Annotated in this window: 23 protein-coding genes and 2 pseudogenes; 14 read left to right on the top strand and 11 right to left on the bottom strand. The window is 56.2% G+C overall.

Annotation, left to right across the window (positions count from 1 at the left end):
- A partial coding sequence (locus GL300_RS23685) for a helix-turn-helix transcriptional regulator (protein ID WP_155042154.1) occupies positions 1-303 on the top strand: 303 nt, incomplete at its 5' end.
- Positions 304-571: 268 nt separating this feature from the next.
- Here the strand turns inward: GL300_RS23685 and GL300_RS23680 are convergent.
- Positions 572-829 carry a transposase gene (locus GL300_RS23680; RefSeq protein WP_211595359.1) on the bottom strand — a complete coding sequence of 86 codons (258 nt, stop codon included), beginning with the start codon at positions 827-829 and terminating at the stop codon, positions 572-574.
- A gap of 214 nt (positions 830-1,043) precedes the next feature.
- Here GL300_RS23680 and GL300_RS23675 point away from each other — a divergent pair, with 214 nt between their 5' ends.
- On the top strand, positions 1,044-1,856 hold the full coding sequence (locus GL300_RS23675; protein ID WP_155042153.1) for a sulfotransferase: 813 nt from the start codon (positions 1,044-1,046) through the stop codon (positions 1,854-1,856).
- A gap of 171 nt (positions 1,857-2,027) precedes the next feature.
- On the opposite strand, the gene GL300_RS23670 is transcribed toward GL300_RS23675, so the two are convergent.
- From GL300_RS23670 to GL300_RS23645, 6 genes are all read right to left on the bottom strand, one after another.
- Entirely contained in the window at positions 2,028-2,960 is a 933-nt protein-coding gene (locus GL300_RS23670) for a hypothetical protein (RefSeq protein WP_155042152.1), read from the bottom strand.
- A 41-nt stretch (positions 2,961-3,001) separates the two neighbouring features.
- Positions 3,002-3,946, bottom strand: coding sequence for a hypothetical protein (locus GL300_RS23665; protein ID WP_155042151.1), 945 nt, complete (start codon positions 3,944-3,946; stop codon positions 3,002-3,004).
- A 29-nt stretch (positions 3,947-3,975) separates the two neighbouring features.
- Positions 3,976-5,127: a UDP-galactopyranose mutase gene (glf, locus tag GL300_RS23660; RefSeq protein WP_155042150.1), complete on the bottom strand. Its 1,152-nt coding sequence runs from the start codon at positions 5,125-5,127 to the stop codon at positions 3,976-3,978.
- A gap of 49 nt (positions 5,128-5,176) precedes the next feature.
- On the bottom strand, positions 5,177-6,295 hold the full coding sequence (locus GL300_RS23655) for a glycosyltransferase family protein (RefSeq protein ID WP_155042149.1): 1,119 nt from the start codon (positions 6,293-6,295) through the stop codon (positions 5,177-5,179).
- A gap of 94 nt (positions 6,296-6,389) precedes the next feature.
- On the bottom strand, positions 6,390-7,238 hold the full coding sequence (locus GL300_RS23650) for a sulfotransferase family 2 domain-containing protein (RefSeq protein WP_155042148.1): 849 nt from the start codon (positions 7,236-7,238) through the stop codon (positions 6,390-6,392).
- Positions 7,239-7,570: 332 nt separating this feature from the next.
- Positions 7,571-7,843, bottom strand: a complete 273-nt coding sequence (locus GL300_RS23645; RefSeq protein ID WP_155042147.1) for a hypothetical protein — start codon at positions 7,841-7,843, stop codon at positions 7,571-7,573.
- 262 nt (positions 7,844-8,105) lie between these two features.
- Here GL300_RS23645 and GL300_RS27555 point away from each other — a divergent pair.
- Positions 8,106-8,222 (top strand): annotated as a pseudogene (locus tag GL300_RS27555) (IS66-like element accessory protein TnpA); the annotation flags it as partial.
- A 165-nt stretch (positions 8,223-8,387) separates the two neighbouring features.
- Here GL300_RS27555 and mobQ read toward each other — a convergent pair.
- The gene (gene mobQ / locus GL300_RS23635) at positions 8,388-9,773 is read right to left on the bottom strand and encodes a MobQ family relaxase (RefSeq protein ID WP_155042146.1); all 1,386 of its coding nucleotides are present in this window, start codon (positions 9,771-9,773) and stop codon (positions 8,388-8,390) included.
- A gap of 1,063 nt (positions 9,774-10,836) precedes the next feature.
- On the opposite strand from mobQ, the gene GL300_RS26935 reads away from it, so the two are divergent.
- From GL300_RS26935 to GL300_RS23615, 4 genes are all read left to right on the top strand, one after another.
- Complete coding sequence (locus GL300_RS26935) at positions 10,837-11,319, top strand: hypothetical protein (RefSeq protein ID WP_246195382.1); 483 nt, start codon at positions 10,837-10,839, stop codon at positions 11,317-11,319.
- Positions 11,316-13,067, top strand: a complete 1,752-nt coding sequence (locus GL300_RS23625) for a type IV secretory system conjugative DNA transfer family protein (protein WP_343043186.1) — start codon at positions 11,316-11,318, stop codon at positions 13,065-13,067. Before GL300_RS26935 ends, GL300_RS23625 begins: the two co-directional genes overlap by 4 nt.
- A gap of 26 nt (positions 13,068-13,093) precedes the next feature.
- Positions 13,094-13,558: a hypothetical protein gene (locus tag GL300_RS23620; protein WP_155042145.1), complete on the top strand. Its 465-nt coding sequence runs from the start codon at positions 13,094-13,096 to the stop codon at positions 13,556-13,558.
- A gap of 232 nt (positions 13,559-13,790) precedes the next feature.
- Positions 13,791-14,819: a replication initiator protein A gene (locus tag GL300_RS23615; protein ID WP_155042144.1), complete on the top strand. Its 1,029-nt coding sequence runs from the start codon at positions 13,791-13,793 to the stop codon at positions 14,817-14,819.
- Positions 14,820-14,858: 39 nt separating this feature from the next.
- Here GL300_RS23615 and GL300_RS23610 read toward each other — a convergent pair whose 3' ends face one another.
- Both GL300_RS23610 and GL300_RS23605 read right to left on the bottom strand, forming a co-directional pair.
- Entirely contained in the window at positions 14,859-15,182 is a 324-nt protein-coding gene (locus tag GL300_RS23610) for a stability/partitioning determinant (RefSeq protein WP_155042143.1), read from the bottom strand.
- Entirely contained in the window at positions 15,179-15,850 is a 672-nt protein-coding gene (locus GL300_RS23605) for a ParA family protein (protein WP_155042142.1), read from the bottom strand. The genes GL300_RS23610 and GL300_RS23605 overlap by 4 nt, the downstream gene beginning before the upstream one ends.
- A 284-nt stretch (positions 15,851-16,134) precedes the next feature.
- On the opposite strand from GL300_RS23605, the gene GL300_RS23600 reads away from it, so the two are divergent.
- Positions 16,135-16,377, top strand: coding sequence for a hypothetical protein (locus GL300_RS23600; RefSeq protein ID WP_155042141.1), 243 nt, complete (start codon positions 16,135-16,137; stop codon positions 16,375-16,377).
- Between the two features lie 51 nt (positions 16,378-16,428).
- Here GL300_RS23600 and GL300_RS27210 read toward each other — a convergent pair.
- Positions 16,429-16,620 (bottom strand): annotated as a pseudogene (locus tag GL300_RS27210) (integrase core domain-containing protein); the annotation flags it as partial.
- 326 nt (positions 16,621-16,946) lie between these two features.
- Between GL300_RS27210 and GL300_RS23590 the strand changes: the two are divergent.
- The 6 genes from GL300_RS23590 to GL300_RS23565 all read left to right on the top strand — a co-directional run bounded on the left by GL300_RS23590 (position 16,947) and on the right by GL300_RS23565 (position 19,844).
- Positions 16,947-17,198, top strand: coding sequence for a hypothetical protein (locus GL300_RS23590; protein ID WP_155042140.1), 252 nt, complete (start codon positions 16,947-16,949; stop codon positions 17,196-17,198).
- 71 nt (positions 17,199-17,269) lie between these two features.
- Positions 17,270-17,476: a hypothetical protein gene (locus GL300_RS23585; RefSeq protein ID WP_155042139.1), complete on the top strand. Its 207-nt coding sequence runs from the start codon at positions 17,270-17,272 to the stop codon at positions 17,474-17,476.
- 177 nt (positions 17,477-17,653) lie between these two features.
- Positions 17,654-17,905, top strand: coding sequence for a type II toxin-antitoxin system RelE family toxin (locus tag GL300_RS23580; RefSeq protein WP_155042138.1), 252 nt, complete (start codon positions 17,654-17,656; stop codon positions 17,903-17,905).
- Between the two features lie 12 nt (positions 17,906-17,917).
- Entirely contained in the window at positions 17,918-18,256 is a 339-nt protein-coding gene (locus GL300_RS23575) for a helix-turn-helix transcriptional regulator (protein ID WP_155042137.1), read from the top strand.
- A 664-nt stretch (positions 18,257-18,920) separates the two neighbouring features.
- Complete coding sequence (locus GL300_RS23570; RefSeq protein WP_155042136.1) at positions 18,921-19,220, top strand: hypothetical protein; 300 nt, start codon at positions 18,921-18,923, stop codon at positions 19,218-19,220.
- Between the two features lie 402 nt (positions 19,221-19,622).
- The gene (locus GL300_RS23565; RefSeq protein ID WP_155042135.1) at positions 19,623-19,844 is read left to right on the top strand and encodes an antitoxin VbhA family protein; all 222 of its coding nucleotides are present in this window, start codon (positions 19,623-19,625) and stop codon (positions 19,842-19,844) included.
- Position 19,845 lies beyond the last annotated feature (1 nt).

The following is a 19,845-nucleotide window of genomic DNA, read 5'->3' as shown; positions in this document are numbered from 1 at the left end:
GACCGCCTGCGCGAAGCGGCGGAAGACCTTGCCGACCTGCAGGCCTATGACCGCGCCAAGGCGGCACTGGATGCGGGCGAAGAAAGCTACCCCGCTGATGTGGTCAACCGCATCGTGGAAGGCGAGAACCCGATCAAGGTGCTGCGCGAGTTTCGCGGCCTGACCCAGATGGCTCTGGCCGAAGCATCTGGCGTCAACCGGGTGCAGCTGGTGACCATCGAGCAAGGCAAACGCACCGGCTCGATTGCGACCCTGAAACGGATTGCCGAAGCCCTGTCCGTCGATCTCGACATGATCGCCTGATAAAGAAAACCCCGCGCCGATTGCTCGGGCGGGGCCGTCTCGAGAGATCATGACGAAAAACCAATACGCCCGGACAGGCTGCCTGCCGTCCGGGCGCAATTATGGTGACGGCAAGATGTCAACAAGGGCAGGGGCGGTCAATTACTTTATGCACCTACCCGCTTCGATCCGCAGCAGAGCGCCCAAATTCGGCTTACCTGGACGCCTCGACGCCGGGCCATTACTCCCGATAAGTCCCGCTTATCGGTAGCCATTAATTATGAAGCGATCAGCACTTCGGGTTCCGGCTAGGCCTGACCGGGCGGCGATGAAGGCGAGTTTCGCGCTCATGGTTTCGCCGCCCATTGACCTCTTCCTTCAGGCGACGGTTCTCGCGACGCAACTCGGCCAGTTCTGCGGGCTCAGCTTTCTGGCGCCGCACGGCTTCGGCGGAACCCGCGGCCTCAAGCTCGAGCCGCCAGCCCTTGAGTTGCGACGAGGTGATGCCAAGCTCCTGCGCGACGCTGGCCTGCGTGGCTCGCCGCATGATCACCTCCGACGACGTCCTGGCGGAGATGAATCGTGTTCTGCAATCTACGTCGAGGGCGGGCTAATCCAGCGGGCTGATAGGGCCACACCGGATGAGATTAATCAGCCATAAGCCAGATCGTCTGTTAACCTTTTGCTAATTTTGTGTCCCACTGCCTCCCGGCCGCAGGTCTTTATTTTCATCATATTGGTCTTAAAGAGGATTTGTTCCTATGACGCTGCCCCAGATTATTGGATTTGGCGCTCACAAAGCCGGAACGACTTGGCTTCACGACAATCTAATCGACAATCCCAGCATCTGGCCTTCGCCTATTAAGGAGATGCAATACTTCAACCACCGCATGACCGGGCAGAAATGGATGATCCCCGGGATGAAGAGACAAATTAGGCGTCTCCACAATAAGTTCGAGGCCGCGGGTATGCACGAGATTGCAGCCCAATACGCCCAACTGCTCGGCATAGAAATCCTCACCGAGGAGTGGTATCGCGCCGCTTACGCGCGATGCCCCGACGACAAGCAGAGTCTCGACATCACGCCGGCCTATGCCCTGCTCGATGCCGATAACCTGCGCTATATGCACGAGCTCCTTGGCCCCAACTTCAAGGCCATCTACTTGATCCGAGATCCTGCTGACCGCATCATCTCTGCAGCCCGCAAGCACATGTGTGAAAGTGGGGATAAGCAATTCGTTGTAGAGCATTGGCTCAGACAGATCACCGAGGAGCCGCACCGCAAGCGCAGCGATTATGAGGCCACAATCCAGCTCCTTGATGACACCCTCGGAGACCGCGTGCTCTACTTGCCCTTCAAGCAGATCAAGACGGAACCAATGGCGTTGCTACGGAGCGTGGAAAAGCACTCAGGCTTGACGGAGGGGGGCTACCCCCGCGCTTCGCGCGTCAGTCACATGTCCCCTCGAGTCCATGTCCCGGACGGTGTTCAAGAGGCCGCCTGCATCCTCCTGCGGCGCCAATATGACTGGCTGGAAAGACGCTTCACTAAGGACTTCCTGAGCAAAATCTGATTTGAAAAACCCGACCGCCATGCAGTCGGGTTTTTTGCTTCCAGTTGGCACTCGCCGGGGTAGCTGTTACAGCATCCGACCACGATGTAATAACCCGCCCCTTAACAACACGAAAAGACAGTTAATCGATATCTCACTCCGCCTCATAGCTAGCCAGTTAAACCAATACTACTATGCGCCCTGCGGTCGATACTCTCCACCTAACCTATCGACGTGATCGGTCAGCAAACTAGCTACATTCTCCGCAATGTTCTTTTCAAACTCCTTACCTTCCTCGGTTCTATTCGACACGTGCCAAACATACTTCGGGAACGGATAGGCCTTCTCTATGAAGTAAACACCTTTTCGCTCAAATCCAAGGCGCGCTGCACAGTCAATATTGGCTCCAAACTTAAAAGTGGAAATGCAGAATATGACAGGGTCAACAGACGCGCTTCTCTCCAAAATTGTATCAATGAGCCTCATCGCATCACCCCATTTTTTATCACTGGGACCTTCGAGGTGTAAAACAAAACACGTTCTGGCAGTGTCTAAAAGATCGCCTTGAAAAATAGCCACGCGCCGAGCATAGACCTCCTTCAGTTTCTTAAAGTCGTCTTCTGCATATTCAACTCCAGTCTCATGATTGAACCCAACACCATACTTCCTGTTGAAGCAATGATTCGCGCGCTCACTGAACTGCAAATATTCTGAGTCAAGATAGCCGGCAAAGTCTTCATCAATCAGGGCCTTAAGAGAGCCTGGTGGATGAACAGCAAGGTCAAATGGTCGTGACTTCTCCCCCAACCCTGATGATTTTTTGAAACCCCATCTAGTAGTTAGGGACCTACTGAAACAGTCCTCTCCCAATGAAACGAACTTCCACGAAGAAAAGAGAGAAAAATTACTGCGTCGAACCTCTGCTTCTTCCAACAGTCGAGAAAACAACTGGTCCAGCAAGGATCGCGATCTATCACGCGCTGAAACTATCTCATACAAATCGCCACGAGATATAGCCAATCCTGCGTGTGAATTATTGTACCACCACTGATGAAGGATCTTCTTTAGCTGAACCTCGGCTTCCGCCGCACTGAACTTCCCATTGAATACTTCGTCAATCTTCATATCAATCCGCGCACCATAGTTGAATATTAATCAGGATCCGATTACGAATCACTTAAGTTTGGCATTAGGTAATTACTAATCCTTTCGTTGAACAGCTCTTTGTTAACTTTGCCGTTCGTCGATCGCACCAGATGAATTAGTATATTATCGGCAGAAACTTTCGCATAGGTAATCGCGTCTCGAAGGTCGGACACCAAATCTGGCGTAGTAAAAGAATTTTTACCATGCTTCCGATATTCAAGATTAATTTTTGAGTCAATGTAGCGATCTGCCGGAAAAACGGAATGCCATACGCCAGAAGAGTACTCAGTACTGATCTTGTCATGAAGCATATATTTTGAAGCGCCATAGGTGCGTAGTGGCGTTACCGAGCCCAGCTCTCTATTGGCCCAACCTTGCCGAAGTGACTCGCTTCCGACGTAGGTTTCACAGAATGGTATCTCATACTCTTGGTTGCGCTCCTTTCTTTCCGCTTGCCGCAGTCTTTCAGAGAAAAGAGACACAAGTGCAGAACGTCTTAAACCAACCACCGGGAAGAAGCACTTGCGCCATACATCGTAGTTCGAGCACCCAGCGTGAAATGCTTGACCAGGTTTGGTGTCTTTGACATTTAGGAAATGCGCACCCAAAATATCCACACCCTGATCGAGGCACCCCGCAACAATTCTGTCAATATCTATGCCCTGTAGATAAACATCGTTCTCGATCATTAGATAAAAGTCATAATTTGGATTTCGTAGATAGAAATCATAGAACGGATAGTCGCCGCAATACCATAGCGCTTTCTCCTCAGGCAAATACAATCCTAATGCACGAAGGGAAGCAAGAGAGTGTGAGGCCGCCTCCGGGATATCGGGGGCTTTGCCATTTGTTGCGTCATAAGCCACATAAACATCGGCCCCAGGCGCCATCGATTTAAGTTCGGAAAAACGAACGGCCAGATAATCTGTCCAGTAATGTGTTCTAAATAGAATAGCGTACTTCATCGCACATACTCCCTTTTAACCTTTAAAATCTAGATTGGATTTACACTAAAAATCGGAAGCTCTCCGCCGCACTCATCGGCCAGAAGCCATTCTCTGGCGCAGTCTAGTGCTTCCCTAATAGTGACATCCATGTCTAGATATCGGTATGTTCCCAGTCGTCCCACAAACGTTATACCTCGCTCACCTTTTGCTATCTTTACATACTGCAATAATAGCTCACGTTCCGCCTGCTGTCTGATAGGATAATAAGGAATATCGTCCGGCTGGCATTCGCGTGACTTTTCATTATACAATACAGAAGCTTCATGCTCCTCCCAAGGTGCAAAGTGCTTGTGCTCGGAAGTTCTAGTATATGGATAATCAGCGTCGCCATAATTCATTACGGCACATCCTTGATAATCACCATCAAAGTAGAATTTTTCAAAATCCAATGTTCTATACGCCAACCTCCCGATGGAATAATCGAACCAACCATCTAATGGACCGCTATAGAAGGTGTGATCGAATTGAGTAGCTAGCGCACGGTCACCGCGAACGCCAAGCTTGATGGAAATATTTGGGTGATTAAGGATGCCTTCGATCATTTCGGTGTATCCATTTGATGGCATTCCTTGAAATTTATGGAAGAAATAGTTATCATCATAATTAAATCTAACTGGCAGGCGCTTGAGAATGGATGCAGGCAGATCCTTTGGATCCCTTCCCCATTGCTTAAGAGTGTATCCCTTCAAGAACGCTTCATATAGCTCAGGGCCGACAAATCGGAGCGCTTGCTCTTCAAAAGACTGAGGATCAACAATAGATTTGTCCGATTTATTGGAAATGAATTCAATGGCTTCCTGAGGGCGCATTGAGGACTTAAATAGTTGATTAATGGTATGCAAATTGATGGGAAGAGAGTAAACCTCGCCACCGGAGGTCGTTTTCACTTGATTTTTATAAGGCCTAAATTCAGCAAATTTATTAACATAGTCCCATACCTCTTTATCATCTGTATGGAAAATATGGGGGCCATATACGTGAAGCATTACACCCGTACGTTCATCACGCTCAGTGAAACAGTTTCCACCCACATGCTCGCGTGAATCAATTACCGTCACGCTGTGACCACTTTCTGCAAGCGTGCGGCCGATAACGGCACATGAGAGTCCAGCTCCCATCATGAGAATATTTTTCTGCATTTTTCTTACTTTCAGTCCTGCTTTCGTATCGGAGTGATTACTGATCTATTCAATTCATGAGAATTTCGGTTGCCAACGCTCTTTTACTCATCATGAGGCTACACTCATCCATCTCCGGAGCAGATTGACTTAGAATAGATTCCGGAACGAAACTTTCATCCATCAAATCAATCCAATTTGACCCAAGATCTACAACAGACCTATGTTTTATATCATAGTAGCCAGGACGACCGGAAACATATGCACCTTTAGCGCCCAAACGTGACGCTAGCATATGCAGGTGAAAGCGTGATGAAACGCAGATATCACCTTGTTGAAACGGAAGTCCGCCAGCATATAGCTGATCCTTGCTGTAAACAGCGCTTATATCGACCACGTTTTTCAAGGCAGATAGAAATCTAGCATCAGATCTTTGAAAGAAGTGGATGTAGTTTACAGTGTGTGTATCTTTCAACTGGCCTGCCAGATTCTGCACCCTGTTCAATATCTCACTTTGCAAATGCGCGTTCGAATCTGATTGTATGTTTATGAAGAGAGTGGGTTTTCTCGTAGGCTGCTGTGCGTACCGTACTGGCGTTAGAAAAGTATCATCACATCCGAAGGAAGAAGCTATCTTACCCCCAGTTTCATTAAGGGCATTGAGGCTCTCCCTGTCGCGACACTCAATTCTCTCGAATCCCTCGAATACTGAAGTTATCGCAGAATCTGTGGTGTCCATTGGGCAAAGCCCTAATCCGGTTCCGTAAAGTGGAACAGCGAGTCGCTCTCCTAAGCGCTTCATCATGCTTACTACAGAATAGACTTGGGGAAATATCTGGTTGACGTATCCGCCGCCACACGCCTGAAGAGACACGATATTTCGTATCAGGCCGCGCCATTGATCACTTTCGATTAGAAAGTCAGCGGCAGCGTTTCCACATTCGATATATTGCGCAACACTTAACCGCTCCACCCCTAAATTTTCCCGCATTTCTTTTGCGTGTTGATGTATAATGGCAGGCAGAACGTTATTGAATATTGCTCCATCTTGCATGTGATAGCTTTGCAACCACGTCGAGTCAGACGAGAAGAGTATCTGCTTTCCGTATCCGGACTTTTTATTAAAACGAATCCACTCGCTAGCGATATAGTCATCGCCAAAATTTTTGTTTCCGGCGAACGAATACATTACATGTATATTCTTTGTCACAACCCTGACTCCGAGAATTTCAAAGCACACTTAGCCACTTCAGGTGAGATATTACACGATAGCGAAGGAGACTTTATACTTCGATTTCCTCCACCTCTCCTTTACTCAACTCCTTCCATTCATCCGGGAACCCTACCTCCAAATACTTTTTCCACTCCCCCTTCACTTTATTCAATCTAGCACTAACGTGATTATAAATTTCTAAATCAAGATTATTTGTTGATTTTATTTTAGAAATTATCTCTTCAGTAATATCAACTTTGGTGTCTGCGATGTCCGGCGTTTTCCTTGAGTGGATGATCGGAAACTGCCCTCCTTGCCCAAACAAATTGAATATCACATTGTATGACAGTGGATACATCTCCAATAAACCAACGAAAGAGAACTTCTCGTCAATTCTTTCTATTAGATCAATATTGCGTAGATCGACACCTCTGCCGCCAATAAATCTTGCTATTTTGTTTTGCGATTCTGTGGATTCGATATAACTCTCGATAGTTGGGAATCGCCTCTTAAAGTCTTCGTATGGGGGGTGTTGAGGAGTCCGTTGATATCTGTAATCAGATACAACCCGTGACACCGGGTTACGGAGAAATGTTACGGTTTTTGCACCTGGTATAACATTCGTTATTTTTTCAATAAGATCATATGGCATATGCCCGGATGCGGAACGGTAAGCGCTCCTTGAGTGAGCCTCAATAAAATTGTCGGCAGCTAGATTAATCTTTTCATTGTGCGTAAGAGCGGCGTCCGCATAATCAACTTGAACATTTTTATACGGAGGCAGCAAACGTTGCATTGACTCGGAAAATGATGATCCTGCGGTTTTTGGTATATGCATAAACAACCAGAACGGGACATTTTTCCGCTCAGAGATTACATATTCACATAGATCAACTTTATCTAGATCCCTGAATGGCATTTATATTCCTTTCTATTTTCTTGGGGTTTTATCGGAGGGTGCATTTTTCGATATTTTCTAGTTTTCGTTGGGAGCTTATTGGGAGGCAGGTCTTTACTGCTATGCCCCAACCCTGCAAGATCCTTGGGCGCGCTGATGGCTACTTGTCGCTAACTCCTTCACATTGCATTCAACATCGGATCGCACTAGCTAGACTGTTTGGCCCCACCGCCGTTGGGTGCCTATCGCGCGGACCGGAGGGTTGGAGATGGGCGCATTTCCTACCGAACTGAGGGAATGATGTTTCACGCGAAGCTGAACTTGTGGAGTGCTTAGATTCCCGTTTTCTGGCGTCAATCTTGGCAATCGCGAATCAATTGAACTACGGCAACAAGGTTTTCGACGTCATCGGGATTGATATCCACATCGCCTTCGGCGGTATGGGCTGTGACCACGACGAACCGCAGACTACTGCCCTTGTCTAGAATATACTCTGCTGCGGTCGTGAGTGACGACACCCTCTTGATCGGTGCAACTATGGCCGCCCGCCAGTCAGCATCGTCTGTGATTGCGACAGACACCGGACAACCATCAAATTTCTTAATTAGGTGGTGATAATAGCTCATTCTCCGGCCCCTACTCGCCTTGTGCTCACGCCTCTATGCCCGAGGCTAGCAGATGTAGTCCAGCCGCCATCACCCGCATGAGAGGATGTCATCCTACTAATGTGCCATTTGCACGTGTGCGGGCATCTTTCGCCGTCCCTACAGCAACCGGAAGGCGCAAAAAAATGTCAGTTAGGATGTATGCGCATCCTGGCCCCCACCTTCCACTTGATCGCCAGATCTGCGACCTCGCGCCTGAGGCAGATCGGGCTGGAGTTTCGCGATGGCGACTACGGTGGAGTTTCTCCGGGACTACGGGGTGGATATGCGGGCCAACGGGCAGCGCCGTTGGCCGGATGACATCAAGGCACGGATCGTGGCCGAGAGCTTGAAGCCGGGTGCGACGGTGAATGCGGTTGCGGCACGGTATGGTCTTCGGGCGAACCATCTGTCGGAATGCTCACCCATATCGCCGATCACAAGATCAACCGCATCGACGAACTCCTGCCTTGGGGTTGGCAGCAGGCCTAACTGTCAATGGCAGTCAAGCCGGACGGATACATCCTCACCGCTCCCAGCCCTCATCATGCCCGCGGCACATCCGGTGTCCGACCAATCGCCGAATCTCATGCTCAGTTCGAGCTATCTCCCCATAATTCCTTCCCAGCACTGCGATGCCCCACACCACTCGCCTCCTTTGGCCAGCGTCCGGGAAGTCCACGGTCAGCGCCCGATCATCTCCTGCCGCAGCTTGGGCGAGGATGCTGACACCATAGGACTGTTTCAAATCCCGGAAGAATGCATGTGCTTCTTCCTCGCGACCGAATCCGATCCGTTCACTACGCGCTACACCGTCGGAGATATGCACCAGCGCGTGCACTAGGTGCGGATTTTGCGGTCGCGCAGACTTCTGCGCCGGAGGCAACCGCTCCTCCTCGACCGCCTCTGATCCCCGTATGCCGTCCAGCTTTCCGGCAAGCCGCGCCCGTAGTTCACCTGGCGTGGAGCCGCCTTGCCTATTCTCCTGCGCGCGACCCTTGGCTGCCGCGGCCCTGAGCGCGGCGAGCCCGGCGGCGACCCGGCTTTGGCCGCTGTCGCGGGCCTGGTCATAGGCGTCCCGGACCTGTTCGACCCGTTCCCGCATCTGCTGCCATGCCGCGCGCGCCTGACGGGCGACATGTACCGCCCGGCCGCGTTCGGTGACCGGCTGGTAAATCACCCCGTCCCGCTCTGCCTCGCGCTGCGCCCGCCGCTCCATCGCATTGACCGCCGGCCCGAGCTTCACCTCCGGCGCCCGGTCGAGTTCCTCGGCCGTCCGCGTATCGCCCCGCGCCTCGGCGACCTGCCGCTGGACATCCAGCGAGCGGTGATCGACGCGCGCGGCCTCTCCGGCCCGTTCCAGCGCCCGGTTCTGCAGCCCGGCCCAGAGCTCGCGCATGACCTCGATCTCGGGGCCGCCGGTCTTCGCCGCATCGAGCACCCGGGTCTTGTCGCCAAAGCCGTCTGCGCCGATCGCCCTTGTGGTGGTCAGAACATGGGCATGGTGATTGCGCTGATCGCCCTCGCGATGCGGCGCATGCAGCGCCACGTCGACGGCGATGCCGTAGCGCGCCACCAGCGCCGCCCCAAACTCGCGCACCAGCGCCGCGCGCTCTCCGGCGCCGAGCTCGGCCGGCAGCGCCAGCTCCCATTCCCGGGCGGTGACCGAGTTCTTACGGGTCTCGCGGGCCTCAGCGGCGTTCCACAAGGCAGCACGGTCCTGCACCCAGTCCGGCGCATCCTCCGGTGCCAGGATGAAGCAGGCCTCGATGCCGGCCTTGCGGCTGTAGTCATGCACCCGGCCCTCGCGGTCGCAGGCAATCACCGATCCGCTGCGATAGGCCGCAGCGGCGGTCGCCGAACGTCCGGCGCTGCGTTTGATGGTCTTTACCGAGAGGTGGTAGCTGGCCATGCCCCCTCCATCGGCAAAGACCGCCGGCCCGGCCACCTTGCGCGCCCGGCCGGCATACCCTCCAGGTCCGCAGACCAGCAGGGAACCTGAACCTGGCCTGGAGGGCATCCGGCGAGAGCATGTACCGCCAGGAGCACGGGGGTTGTGAGAACCGAGAGAGCTGGGATGCCCCACCGCGCCAAAGGCGAGGTTAGGCGGCAGCGGTGTCGCGCGCAAGTTGCATGCGCCGCGAAAGCCACGCCACACATCTCCGCTGCCAGGGCCAGCTTCCCGTCCACTCGGGAGGTTTCCCTGCCAGATCGCCTCCCAGGAGGACAGCCGACGCGTTCAGCGCGCGCCGGACGCGGTCTGCCGGCGGGATCAGCCGCGACAGGCCGCGATGCCGGAAAGGCTGGCAGCACGGGCCGCAGGAAGCAAGCCCGGGATCTGCGCGGCGCAGGCGACGGGAGGGTAGCAGCCGGTCTGCCCTGCCCTCTCCGCAGGACAGACCGATACCGGAGACCGGCATGACCCCGGACATCTCCCGCAGAGGGATGGGGGCCGGCCGGGGCAGCTGCCATCCGTGTCGCCATGCTGGCAGCCGGCCGGGTTCCGCACAAGCGGCAACCCCAAGCCGTTGCCGCTGCAGGCGACAGAACGGCGCGGCGCGATGCTGTCAGCCAGATGCCGCACCCATGCCGCAGCGCCGGGCCCAGCAAGCCCCGGGCGTCCTGCCGCAACCGTTCCGCCCCGATGCCAGGCAGTCTGCTCCAGCGCCAGCGAAGAGCAACGTCCCTGGCACCGGGCCGCGGAACGGCGGGCGATCCAACCGCCAAGGTTGGCTTGAGATGGTCTGGAAGAGGCGGCGCGCTCTTCCGGTTCGCTGCCGCGGGCAGCGATGGGGTTCGCCATCGGCCGGGGCTCTGCCCCGGGGAGATCGCACGCAAACTGCAGCCGAACCGCAGGTGAGCGGAAGTTTGCATAAGTGCGCCCTTGTCCTTTACAGGCCCACGGGTACGCGCTAGCGGTTGCGTCTTCAAGATCATTTTCAATCCAAGGTGTTTCTGACCCGGAAGGAGATTTCATGGCTGAGACCGAGCTCGAACGTGCCGAGAAGCGCTATGCTCAGGCCCGGGCGCGATTGCAGGCGCTGAAGAACCGTGAAGCGGCAAAGGAAAGAAAGCTCGATACAAGGCGCAAGGTCATCCTCGGCGCGGCACTGATCGACCTCGCCACCCGCGATAGTCATGCCTCCGCTATGCTCGACCGGCTGATCCGCAACCTGCCCCGCGACCAGGACCGCAAGACCTTCGACGGCTGGGATGTGAAGGTCGCCGCCGTGGCACCTGTGACTGAAGCTGGATCTGCCCGGGCGGGCAGTGCCGATGCCGGGGAGCGTGCGTTCCCCGAGGCGGTCGATATCGACAGGACCTCCCCGGAAACGATGGCAGCGCTTTCGCCTTCTGATGTCGGGGCGGTGAGCGACGACGACCGCAGGTTGCGGGAAGAACTTCGCAGGCAGGCGGAAGAGACCAACAGCCGGCGAGGTCCGGGAGTCCGCTTGTGATCGGCCGGCTGTTCCGACTGCTGGTCACTGCCGGGGCACTCGCCATCGCCCTGCCGATCTGGATCCTGCTGCTGCTCGTCGCGCTGGGGGCCGGCGGTGGTGTCGGGCTTTTCGTCTTTGCCATGCTGCGCGGTCTGATCGAGGGCGGCAGCGAGATGCGCGGCGAATGGCCGGTGACCGTGTTGGGCTGGATCGGCCTCGCGTCGGTGCTGTTGCCGGTCTGGGCGCTGGCGGTGACGTTCTGGGCGCAATATTGCGGCCTGAGTCCTCTCTTCATCCGGCTGGGCCGCGCCAGCCATGGTTCCGCCCGTTTCAGTTCGAAGGCCGAACGCGCCGCGCTGGCGCGCGGCGACGGGCTGCTGATCGGCCGCGATGCCGATACCGGCCGGCTCTTGCGCTATGACGGGCCCGCGCATCTGATCACCCTTGCCCCGACCCGTGCCGGCAAGGGTGTCGGAACCATCATCCCGAACCTGCTGACCGCCAACCGCTCCATGCTGGTCATTGACCCCAAGGGCGAGAATGCCCGCATCACCGCCAGGGCGCGCCAAAAATTCGGCAGCGTCCATGTCCTCGATCCCTTCGGCGTCACCGGCCTGCCGGCAGCCGCCTATAATCCGCTCGACCGGCTGACCCCCGACAGCCCCGATCTCGGCGAGGATGCCGCGGCGCTGGCCGAAGCACTGGTCATGGATCCGCCGGGTCAGGTCTCCGAGGCGCATTGGAACGAGGAAGCCAAGGCCTTGCTGTCCGGGCTGATCATGTTCGTGGCCTGCCACGAGACCCCGGAGCGCCGCAGCCTCGCTGCGCTGCGGGAGTATCTCACCCTGCCCCCGGAACGCTTCCGCGAGCTGCTCGAGCTGATGCAGCAGAGCGACGCTGCCTACGGGCTGATCGCCCGCGCCGCCAACCGTTTCCTTGGCAAGGCCGATCGCGAGGCCGCCTCGGTGCTGTCCAATGCGCAGCGCCATACCCATTTCCTCGACAGCCCGCGGATCACCGCGGCGATGGGCCACTCGGACCTGCGCTTTGCCGGACTTCGTCACGAGGTCACCACCATCTTCCTGGTGCTGCCGCCGAACCGGCTCGATGCCTATAGCCGCTGGCTGCGCCTGCTGGTCTCCGAGGCGCTGCAGGACATTGCCCGCGATGCCGAGACCCTGACCAATGCACAGAGCGCCTCAGAGCCGCGCAGAGAGGCCGCTCCAGCCTCCGCGCCGCTTGCCAGCCACAATCCGGAGACAGCCGTTCAGCGACCCACTCAGCGGCTCTGTGCTCCACTCCCAACCCCGACCCTGTTCCTGCTCGATGAGTTCGCGGCCTTGGGACGGCTGGAGGCGGTGGAGCGGGCCATGGGGCTGATGGCCGGCTATGGCATCCAGCTCTGGCCGATCCTGCAGGACATGAGCCAGCTCAAGGACCTCTACGGCACCCGGGCCAGCACCTTCATTGCCAATGCCGGGGTGCAGCAGGTCTTCGGGGTCAATGATCTCGAGACCGCCAGATGGCTGAGCCAGAGCATCGGCCAGGAAACCACCGCCTATCGCAGCGTCAGTCAGAAGCCGGGTGAGCTCGACAGCCTGACCACCAGCGTCACTGGCCGCGACCTGCTGACCCCGGACGAGATCATGCAGCTGCCGCCCGAAGCCCAGCTGCTGCGCATCCAGAGCCAGCCCATCACCGCCGCCCGCAAGCTGCGCTACTACGCCGATCCCGAGTTCAGCGGCCTGTTCGAGCCGCAGCCGTGATCCAAGCACCGACAGGAGAAGCCGATATGGCCCCGATGCCCCCTGCCCTGCAGCGTGATCCGGAATTGCGCGAGATGGTCGCTTTGCTCGGCGAAGTCGTCGCCGGCATGTCCGGCCGCCTCGATCATCAGGGTGAAAGGATTGATGCCCTGCTGGCGCTCGTGGCGGAAACCCGCGATGCCGCAGTCTCGGTCAAGGCTCAGAACGACCCGCAGCGCTCTGGGCAATTGATCGGCGATGAAGTTGCCCAGATCCTCGATCCAGTGCTCACCCACTTTGCCGACAGCGCGGTGCTTCTGCGCAAGAGCCTCGCTGACACCAAGACCCGGTTGCAGGAACTGGAAGCCGCCGAACACCAGGTTCTGGAGTATCTGCGTAATGAGCTGGTCGCCTCAAAGAGATGGCGACTTCAGCGGCGCTGGGTCTGGATCGGAGCCATGGGGGCAGGGATCGGAATGGCCGCGGTCACCGCCATGATGATCGGGAGTTGAGGACTTATCCACAGGTTCAGGGTGTTATATAGGTGTTAGAATCTGTGTTACGGTCTTCGCGACAGCTATTTTACCAAATTATAACAATCACTTGCTGTCATGATCTGTGTGTAAAGTGACGTTTCGGCGTGGGCAAAGTGGTGATTCTGCGTGTGTGAAGTGACGTTTTTCTTGCTTGCGTGTGTGAAGTGACGTTGTATGCTTGCGTGTGTGTGAAGTGACGTAGGCGAGAATGGCTGAGTATCCCCTACTGCCCGACCGACACCCGCAAGGGGATTTCTTCGTGTGCGACATCCTCGACGCCGCGCCGAAGGGTGATATCGGCTCGATGGAGCATCCAATCTTCTCGCTCTCGACCAAGCCGGACACCCGCCCGCGGGTCTATGAGCACAACGGAATCAAGGTCGAGGTCAAGCCATCGGTGGATGGGCTTGCGACGGTCCATGACCGCGATGTTCTGATCTTCTGTATCAGCCAGATCATTAGGGGCATGAACGAGGGTCGAGAGCCACAGCAGATCGTCAAATTTCAGGCCTCTGACCTGTTGAGGGCCACCAACCGAATGATTTCAGGGCGCGGCTATGACCTTCTCAAGGCGGCTATGGAGCGCCTGGCTGGCACGAGGATTTCAACGAACATTGCGACCGGCGGCGAGGAAGTGTTTGAAACCTTTGGCCTGATCGAGCGGGCGCGTATCGTGCGCGAGACGCGCGAGGGCCGCATGCAGGAAGTCGAAATCAAGTTGTCGGATTGGGTTTTCAACGCCATCAAGGCACAGGAAGTTCTGACCCTCAGCCGCGATTACTTCCGTCTGCGCAAGCCGCTTGAACGGCGAATTTATGAACTGGCGCGGAAGCACTGCGGAAGGCAGCGCGAATGGCGGATAAGCCTTGAGACACTGCAGAAGAAATGCGGGTCAGGATCTTCGCAGCGTGAGTTTCGACGCCTCGTCTCTGCAATTGCCGAAGAAGATGTGAAGCATAGCCATATGCCGGACTACGAAATCAGGTTTGATACGGAGACAGACATTCTTCAGGTGCGAAGCCGCGGCACAATTGCACCCGAAACGATTGATGTAGCAGCGGCCATCCCTACCCTAGACCCCGAGGTCTATGACATGGCCCGTGAGGCTGCGCCTGGCTGGGATGTGCGCTACATCGAAAGTGAATGGAGGGCTTGGGCGACCGAGACCCCACGCAACCCGGAAATGGCCTTTCTGGGCTTCTGCCGGAAGTGGTTTGAGAAGCGTGGTCGGCCGTGAGAAACGATTAATACCTAACAGCTACCAGTTAGGTATCAGTTATCCATCAGATAGCCTCTTCTGCAGCAGCTCGACGGCCATCTCGAACGCCTCCCCTACCCCGCAGCCCATTGCATCGACTGCGGTATAGAATGCCTCAAGCGTCTCTGGCGTGGCCTTGATGTTGATCTGGGCATTGCGGCCCGTCCTGCGCCGCCGTTGCTGCTTCTGCGGCGCAGGTATCGGTACAGGCTCCCGGCGCATAAACCCGGCCTGTGCGGCTGCCTCTGGCGCTGGCACAGACTTTGCCGGGCTGGATGGCATGAAGTTGCCCAGATCCCCGAGAGCATCACCGAAGCCGATCTTGGCGCGCGTGCCGGTCATGCGGACACCTCGCGGATCTTCGCGACCAGCTCGCCCGCAAAATCGCGCGCATTGTCGATGGCCTTCTGAATGTTGCTGGTCTGCGCGCCATCGAGGCCAGATAGCGTGCCGCCGAAGTCGAACAGGTCGCGATAGGCTGCGCGCTCGACGATAGCCGTCTCGAAAACCGGGATGCCCGCTTCCTCAAGCTCGCTGGTGACGTTCTTCAGACTGCGCGACCGAACGGCGGCGCTGGTCCTGGTCAGCACGACAGCGTGGGGGATCGTGCGACGTGCCAGCTTTGCCTGCGAGGCGATCAGCTTCAGCACCTTAGCCCCACCCTTCGCGTCCATGCTCGACCCCTGCAGCGGGATCGTCACGAAATCCGACATGCCAATAGCGTTTGCCACCATCAATGATGCTGTGCCCTCAAGGTCCACGATGACGAATTGCGCCTGGGCGGCTTCGCGCTCGATGACATCAACAATGGTGTCTTCGGTGACGTCGCTGATGATGCGCACCGCGTCCGGTTTGCCCGGCAGCGCGCCCCATTGCGAAATCCAGCGCTCCGGGTCGGCATCGATGATGGCGACGGAAGCGCCTGCCTCGGCAAGCTGTGTCGCCGCCAAGAGGGCGGTTGTGGTCTTCCCGGCCCCGCCCTTGGGGTTCGCAAAGCTGATTACTGGCATGTCCTGTCCCTGCTCTTTTTCTACAGGAAGCCTAAAAGCACTGATTCTGACAAGACGCTATCCGATAGCTACTAGTTAACTCTTCGCTATCTGGTAGCTATCAGATCTCGATAATGAGAAAGATTCAGCTATTGCTGGCCTCTCTGAACGCTATCAGAAAGCTATCTAGTAACGATAAGCTATCCGCTAGCTAACTGGTATCTTTGTCGCCCTCCACATCCGCGATTAGCCTCACGGGCCCGACTGACATGGGGAATTAACCCATAACACAGCTTTAGGATGTGATGAAAATCCGCTATACACCTGCGTATTCGTTAAATGTTTATCAAAGTGTGCGGGTGCGAGATATGAAGTGGCTCATCATCATCAATTTGAGCGCATCCATATTCCTCATCCTCCAAACGATCCCGCCGTCGATCAAATATGAAATCTCTGTTAAGCCAATGGAATTTTTATATTATCTGGGGAATTTTGACGCGGACGAGCCTTGGGGTGCATTGGCAGCGGACGAGGATAAAGATTGCTAGGGTAGGGGACAGGTAAGCCCCGACTGGTCTTGCCCCCGTTTCGCCGGACACTCAGGCGGTTGCGGTTTCAGCTGCGATGAACTCGCGGGGCGAGCGCATCTTCAGCCCTGAGTGCGGGTGGTTGTCGTTGTAATCCTCGATCCATGAGCCGATTGCTAAGCGTCTCCTGCGGTGGTCCATGAGATGCCCATCCCACGCCATAGCTGGTAGGCTGGTCACCCATAATTTATCACTCCGCAAAGAGCATTCGGAAAGCAATGGCAAGCAAGTGACTGTGTGGGGGCATCATTCTCCCGTTTCTTGTCAGGCTATCGCTGATCAATTCCGAGCCCGGCCTCGCGGTCTACTTGATGCCCTACTTGGCGAGGATCGCCCCGAGATATCCTGCCCGGCGCGCGGCAGCGGCAGCGTTCAAGTCCTTCAGTATTCCTGAACGAACAACTGTTGTTTGGGGGTTAGGTCGCGCTGCTTTGCCATGCCCGGCCTCGAAGTTTAGATGCGTCGCGATGCTGTATTGCTTTGGGAACCCGAGCGGCGGCAAGCTGGTCGTTCAGCACGAGGAGGAGCAAATGCTGAAGTTCGAACAGATCCGTGACCTGAACGACATTCCACCCGACATGACCTGTCTTGAGGTGTTTTCGAACGGCACCATCACCGTCCGTTATAATTGGGCGGCCCACGGAGGAACGAAGCCCGCAGCGGATCGCGAGCAGGGGTTTACCAGCCCCCTTCGATGGCTTCATTGCCGGCGCGGGGCCTACCTTCACCAAGGGGCCAAGTGGAACCCTCGCTGGGGCGTGCTCATCCCACCGGCGTCATGAATTTCGCGCGGATATGCGCCGGCAACCTTTTTGAGGCACACTCGGCTCATCCAGATGGAAAGGTGAGTAGAATGAGCGTCCCTGAAAACCTTCTGAGGCGGCAGCTGCCCAAACCCGCATATCGCGAACGTGCGGGCGAGCATATCTCCTATCACAGCGTCCTGCAAAAGCAGAACGAACAACTACAACAGCAGGTCAATGATCTAACCGAGGCGGTAAACTGGCTCTTGAACGAAGCCAGAAAGCGAGATGTCACCCAAGCTCGGTGGATTCGCTGAAGCTGGCTGATCTGCGCCCCTGATTTTCGGAAGCCCGAACCATGCGTTGTGAAAGCGGCCAGTGTTCCCCGCTCGGGAAGCGGTCGAGCGGATGGGAAGGGAAATGTAAGCGGATCAGGCAATAGTCAGGTTGTGTAACTCTTGACTACATGTGTAGCTATGAGCTACACATAGCTCATGAAGCAGATCACCTACACCAAAGCAGCCCTGAAAGCCCTGATCCGGATGCCGCGCAATATGGCTGTCCGCGTCCGTGAGAAGATCGCCGAATACGCTGCCGACCCTGCTTCGCAGGCGAATAACGTGAAGGCGCTGAAAGGACGCGAGGGCATCAGGCTGCGGGTGGGTGACTGGCGTGTCATCATGGACGACCAGGGCAACGTCCTGGCCGTTCTGGAAATTGGCCCGCGTGGCGGGATTTACGACTGATAGGAGGCGAACATGAACGAGATGATCACGATCACCCGCGAAGAATATGACCGCCTGCGCGAAGCGGCGGAAGACCTTGCCGACCTGCAGGCCTATGACCGCGCCAAGGCGGCACTGGATGCGGGCGAAGAAAGCTACCCCGCTGATGTGGTCAACCGCATCGTGGAAGGCGAGAACCCGATCAAGGTGCTGCGCGAGTTTCGCGGCCTGACCCAGATGGCTCTGGCCGAAGCATCTGGCGTCAACCGGGTGCAGCTGGTGACCATCGAGCAAGGCAAACGCACCGGCTCGATTGCGACCCTGAAACGGATTGCCGAAGCCCTGTCCGTCGATCTCGACATGATCGCCTGATAAAGAAAACCCCGCGCCGATTGCTCGGGCGGGGCCGTCAGGAGAGATCACGACGAAAAACCAATACGCCCGGACAGGCTGCCTGCCGTCCGGGTACAATCGTGGTGACGGCAAGATGTCAACAAAGGCGGGGGGCAGTCAAGGACTTTATGCACTCTCGGCAGGTGAACCGTACTGAAGCAGGTTTTGTCGACATCGCGCCGCATGCGATGCTGATACCATTCTTGAGGGGTGAGCCACGACGAAGTTTGTGCGGTGCAACACTGAGAATATCGACGAGTACAGCACCGTTCTGGGGTGTGGTCTGAACCCGATGGCGCGATTGCGGCAAGGCGGCATCATAGAGGATCCACAACATCTCCGCGATTACCTAGCCCAGCTTACCCATCCCCGCGCTGCACCGCCGGCAGGCGAAAATGTAATCGGCATTTATGAATGTGATGGCTTTAGGGGAAACCCTGAGTTGGACAAGCTGATAGACGGCTGAATTTCAGAAGACGGCCTGCGCGACACAGAGCGGTCGTGGCCGCCGTCCCGTTCGGGGAGGATCAAGCGAATCGGAATGGATTTGTTTAACCTTTCTGCCCTTTTAGGCAGGGATACGGCTGCGGGGGAGTCATGCTAGGGGTGATGTGTTTCACTGCAGACACAACCGGAGTGATAAATGCCCCAATTCCTTGCGTCCTATGACCTAACCAATACGTTCCCCAGCCCGTATGCTCCATTCATCGAGCAGACCATACCTCGGGGCTGGTCGCCTTGGATTCCAGTCCAGAATGGTCAGGCCTACCGCCTGCCCAATACAACCGTGCAGGGTGATTTTCCGACCTTGGAAGCTGCGGTGGCGGAGTTGGAGGCCGCTCGCGCCGCAACAGCACGCGCTATTGGCAAGATTGTCGAAATGCCCAAATGGATTGTGACAGAGGCCTCCAACGCTATCGTCGCGTCGGATGAGCAACGATAGCGCTGTCGCCCGAGGCGCGACCTCCTGAGAAACGCAAAACGCCGGACAGGCCGTCTGCGGTCCGGGCGCTATTACGGTAAGTGAGGGCGTCAACCGTAACAGGGGAAAAGACAGGAGATTGTTTATTTTATCCGTAAGTTGTGGATCAGATGCGGTTCACCTGAACAGTCGTGGTTAGGGCCGTGTTCACCGATAAGGTCCACTTATCGGGACTAGCCAAAATCGAGACATCAAGGGTTGTTGGCTCGCCGCAAGGCCCTCAGAAAGCGGTGCTCATCGCGGGACTAACAATCCCTCCGAGCCCCCTGCCCTTCTCGAATCGATGCAATGCCACATTTACGGCGATGCATGCTGTCCCAACATCTGTTAGGGTCTGACTTGATAATTCAACGGACATGAATCATGCAGACCAAGTCTTCATCTCTGGCCCAACCATCTACTTCTCCTCGGGCTTTGACCGGCGAACTTATTGCGAGCGCCATCGCCAGCCAGAAGATCGAGGGACTGGAACTCGATGCACAGGCGCGTGCTGACTTCGCCGCGTTCGAAACCGGGCAAGTCAGCCTGTCGGATCTTCGAACCCGTCTCGTGACGAGATACAGCAAAGCCGTCAGCACTCTCTGAG

The sequence above is a fragment of the Paracoccus litorisediminis genome (genome assembly GCF_009711205.1).
In the GTDB taxonomy this organism is placed as follows: domain Bacteria; phylum Pseudomonadota; class Alphaproteobacteria; order Rhodobacterales; family Rhodobacteraceae; genus Paracoccus; species Paracoccus litorisediminis.
Note: the sequence above shows the minus strand (reverse complement) of the source record. Positions and strands in the feature narration are given on the sequence as shown.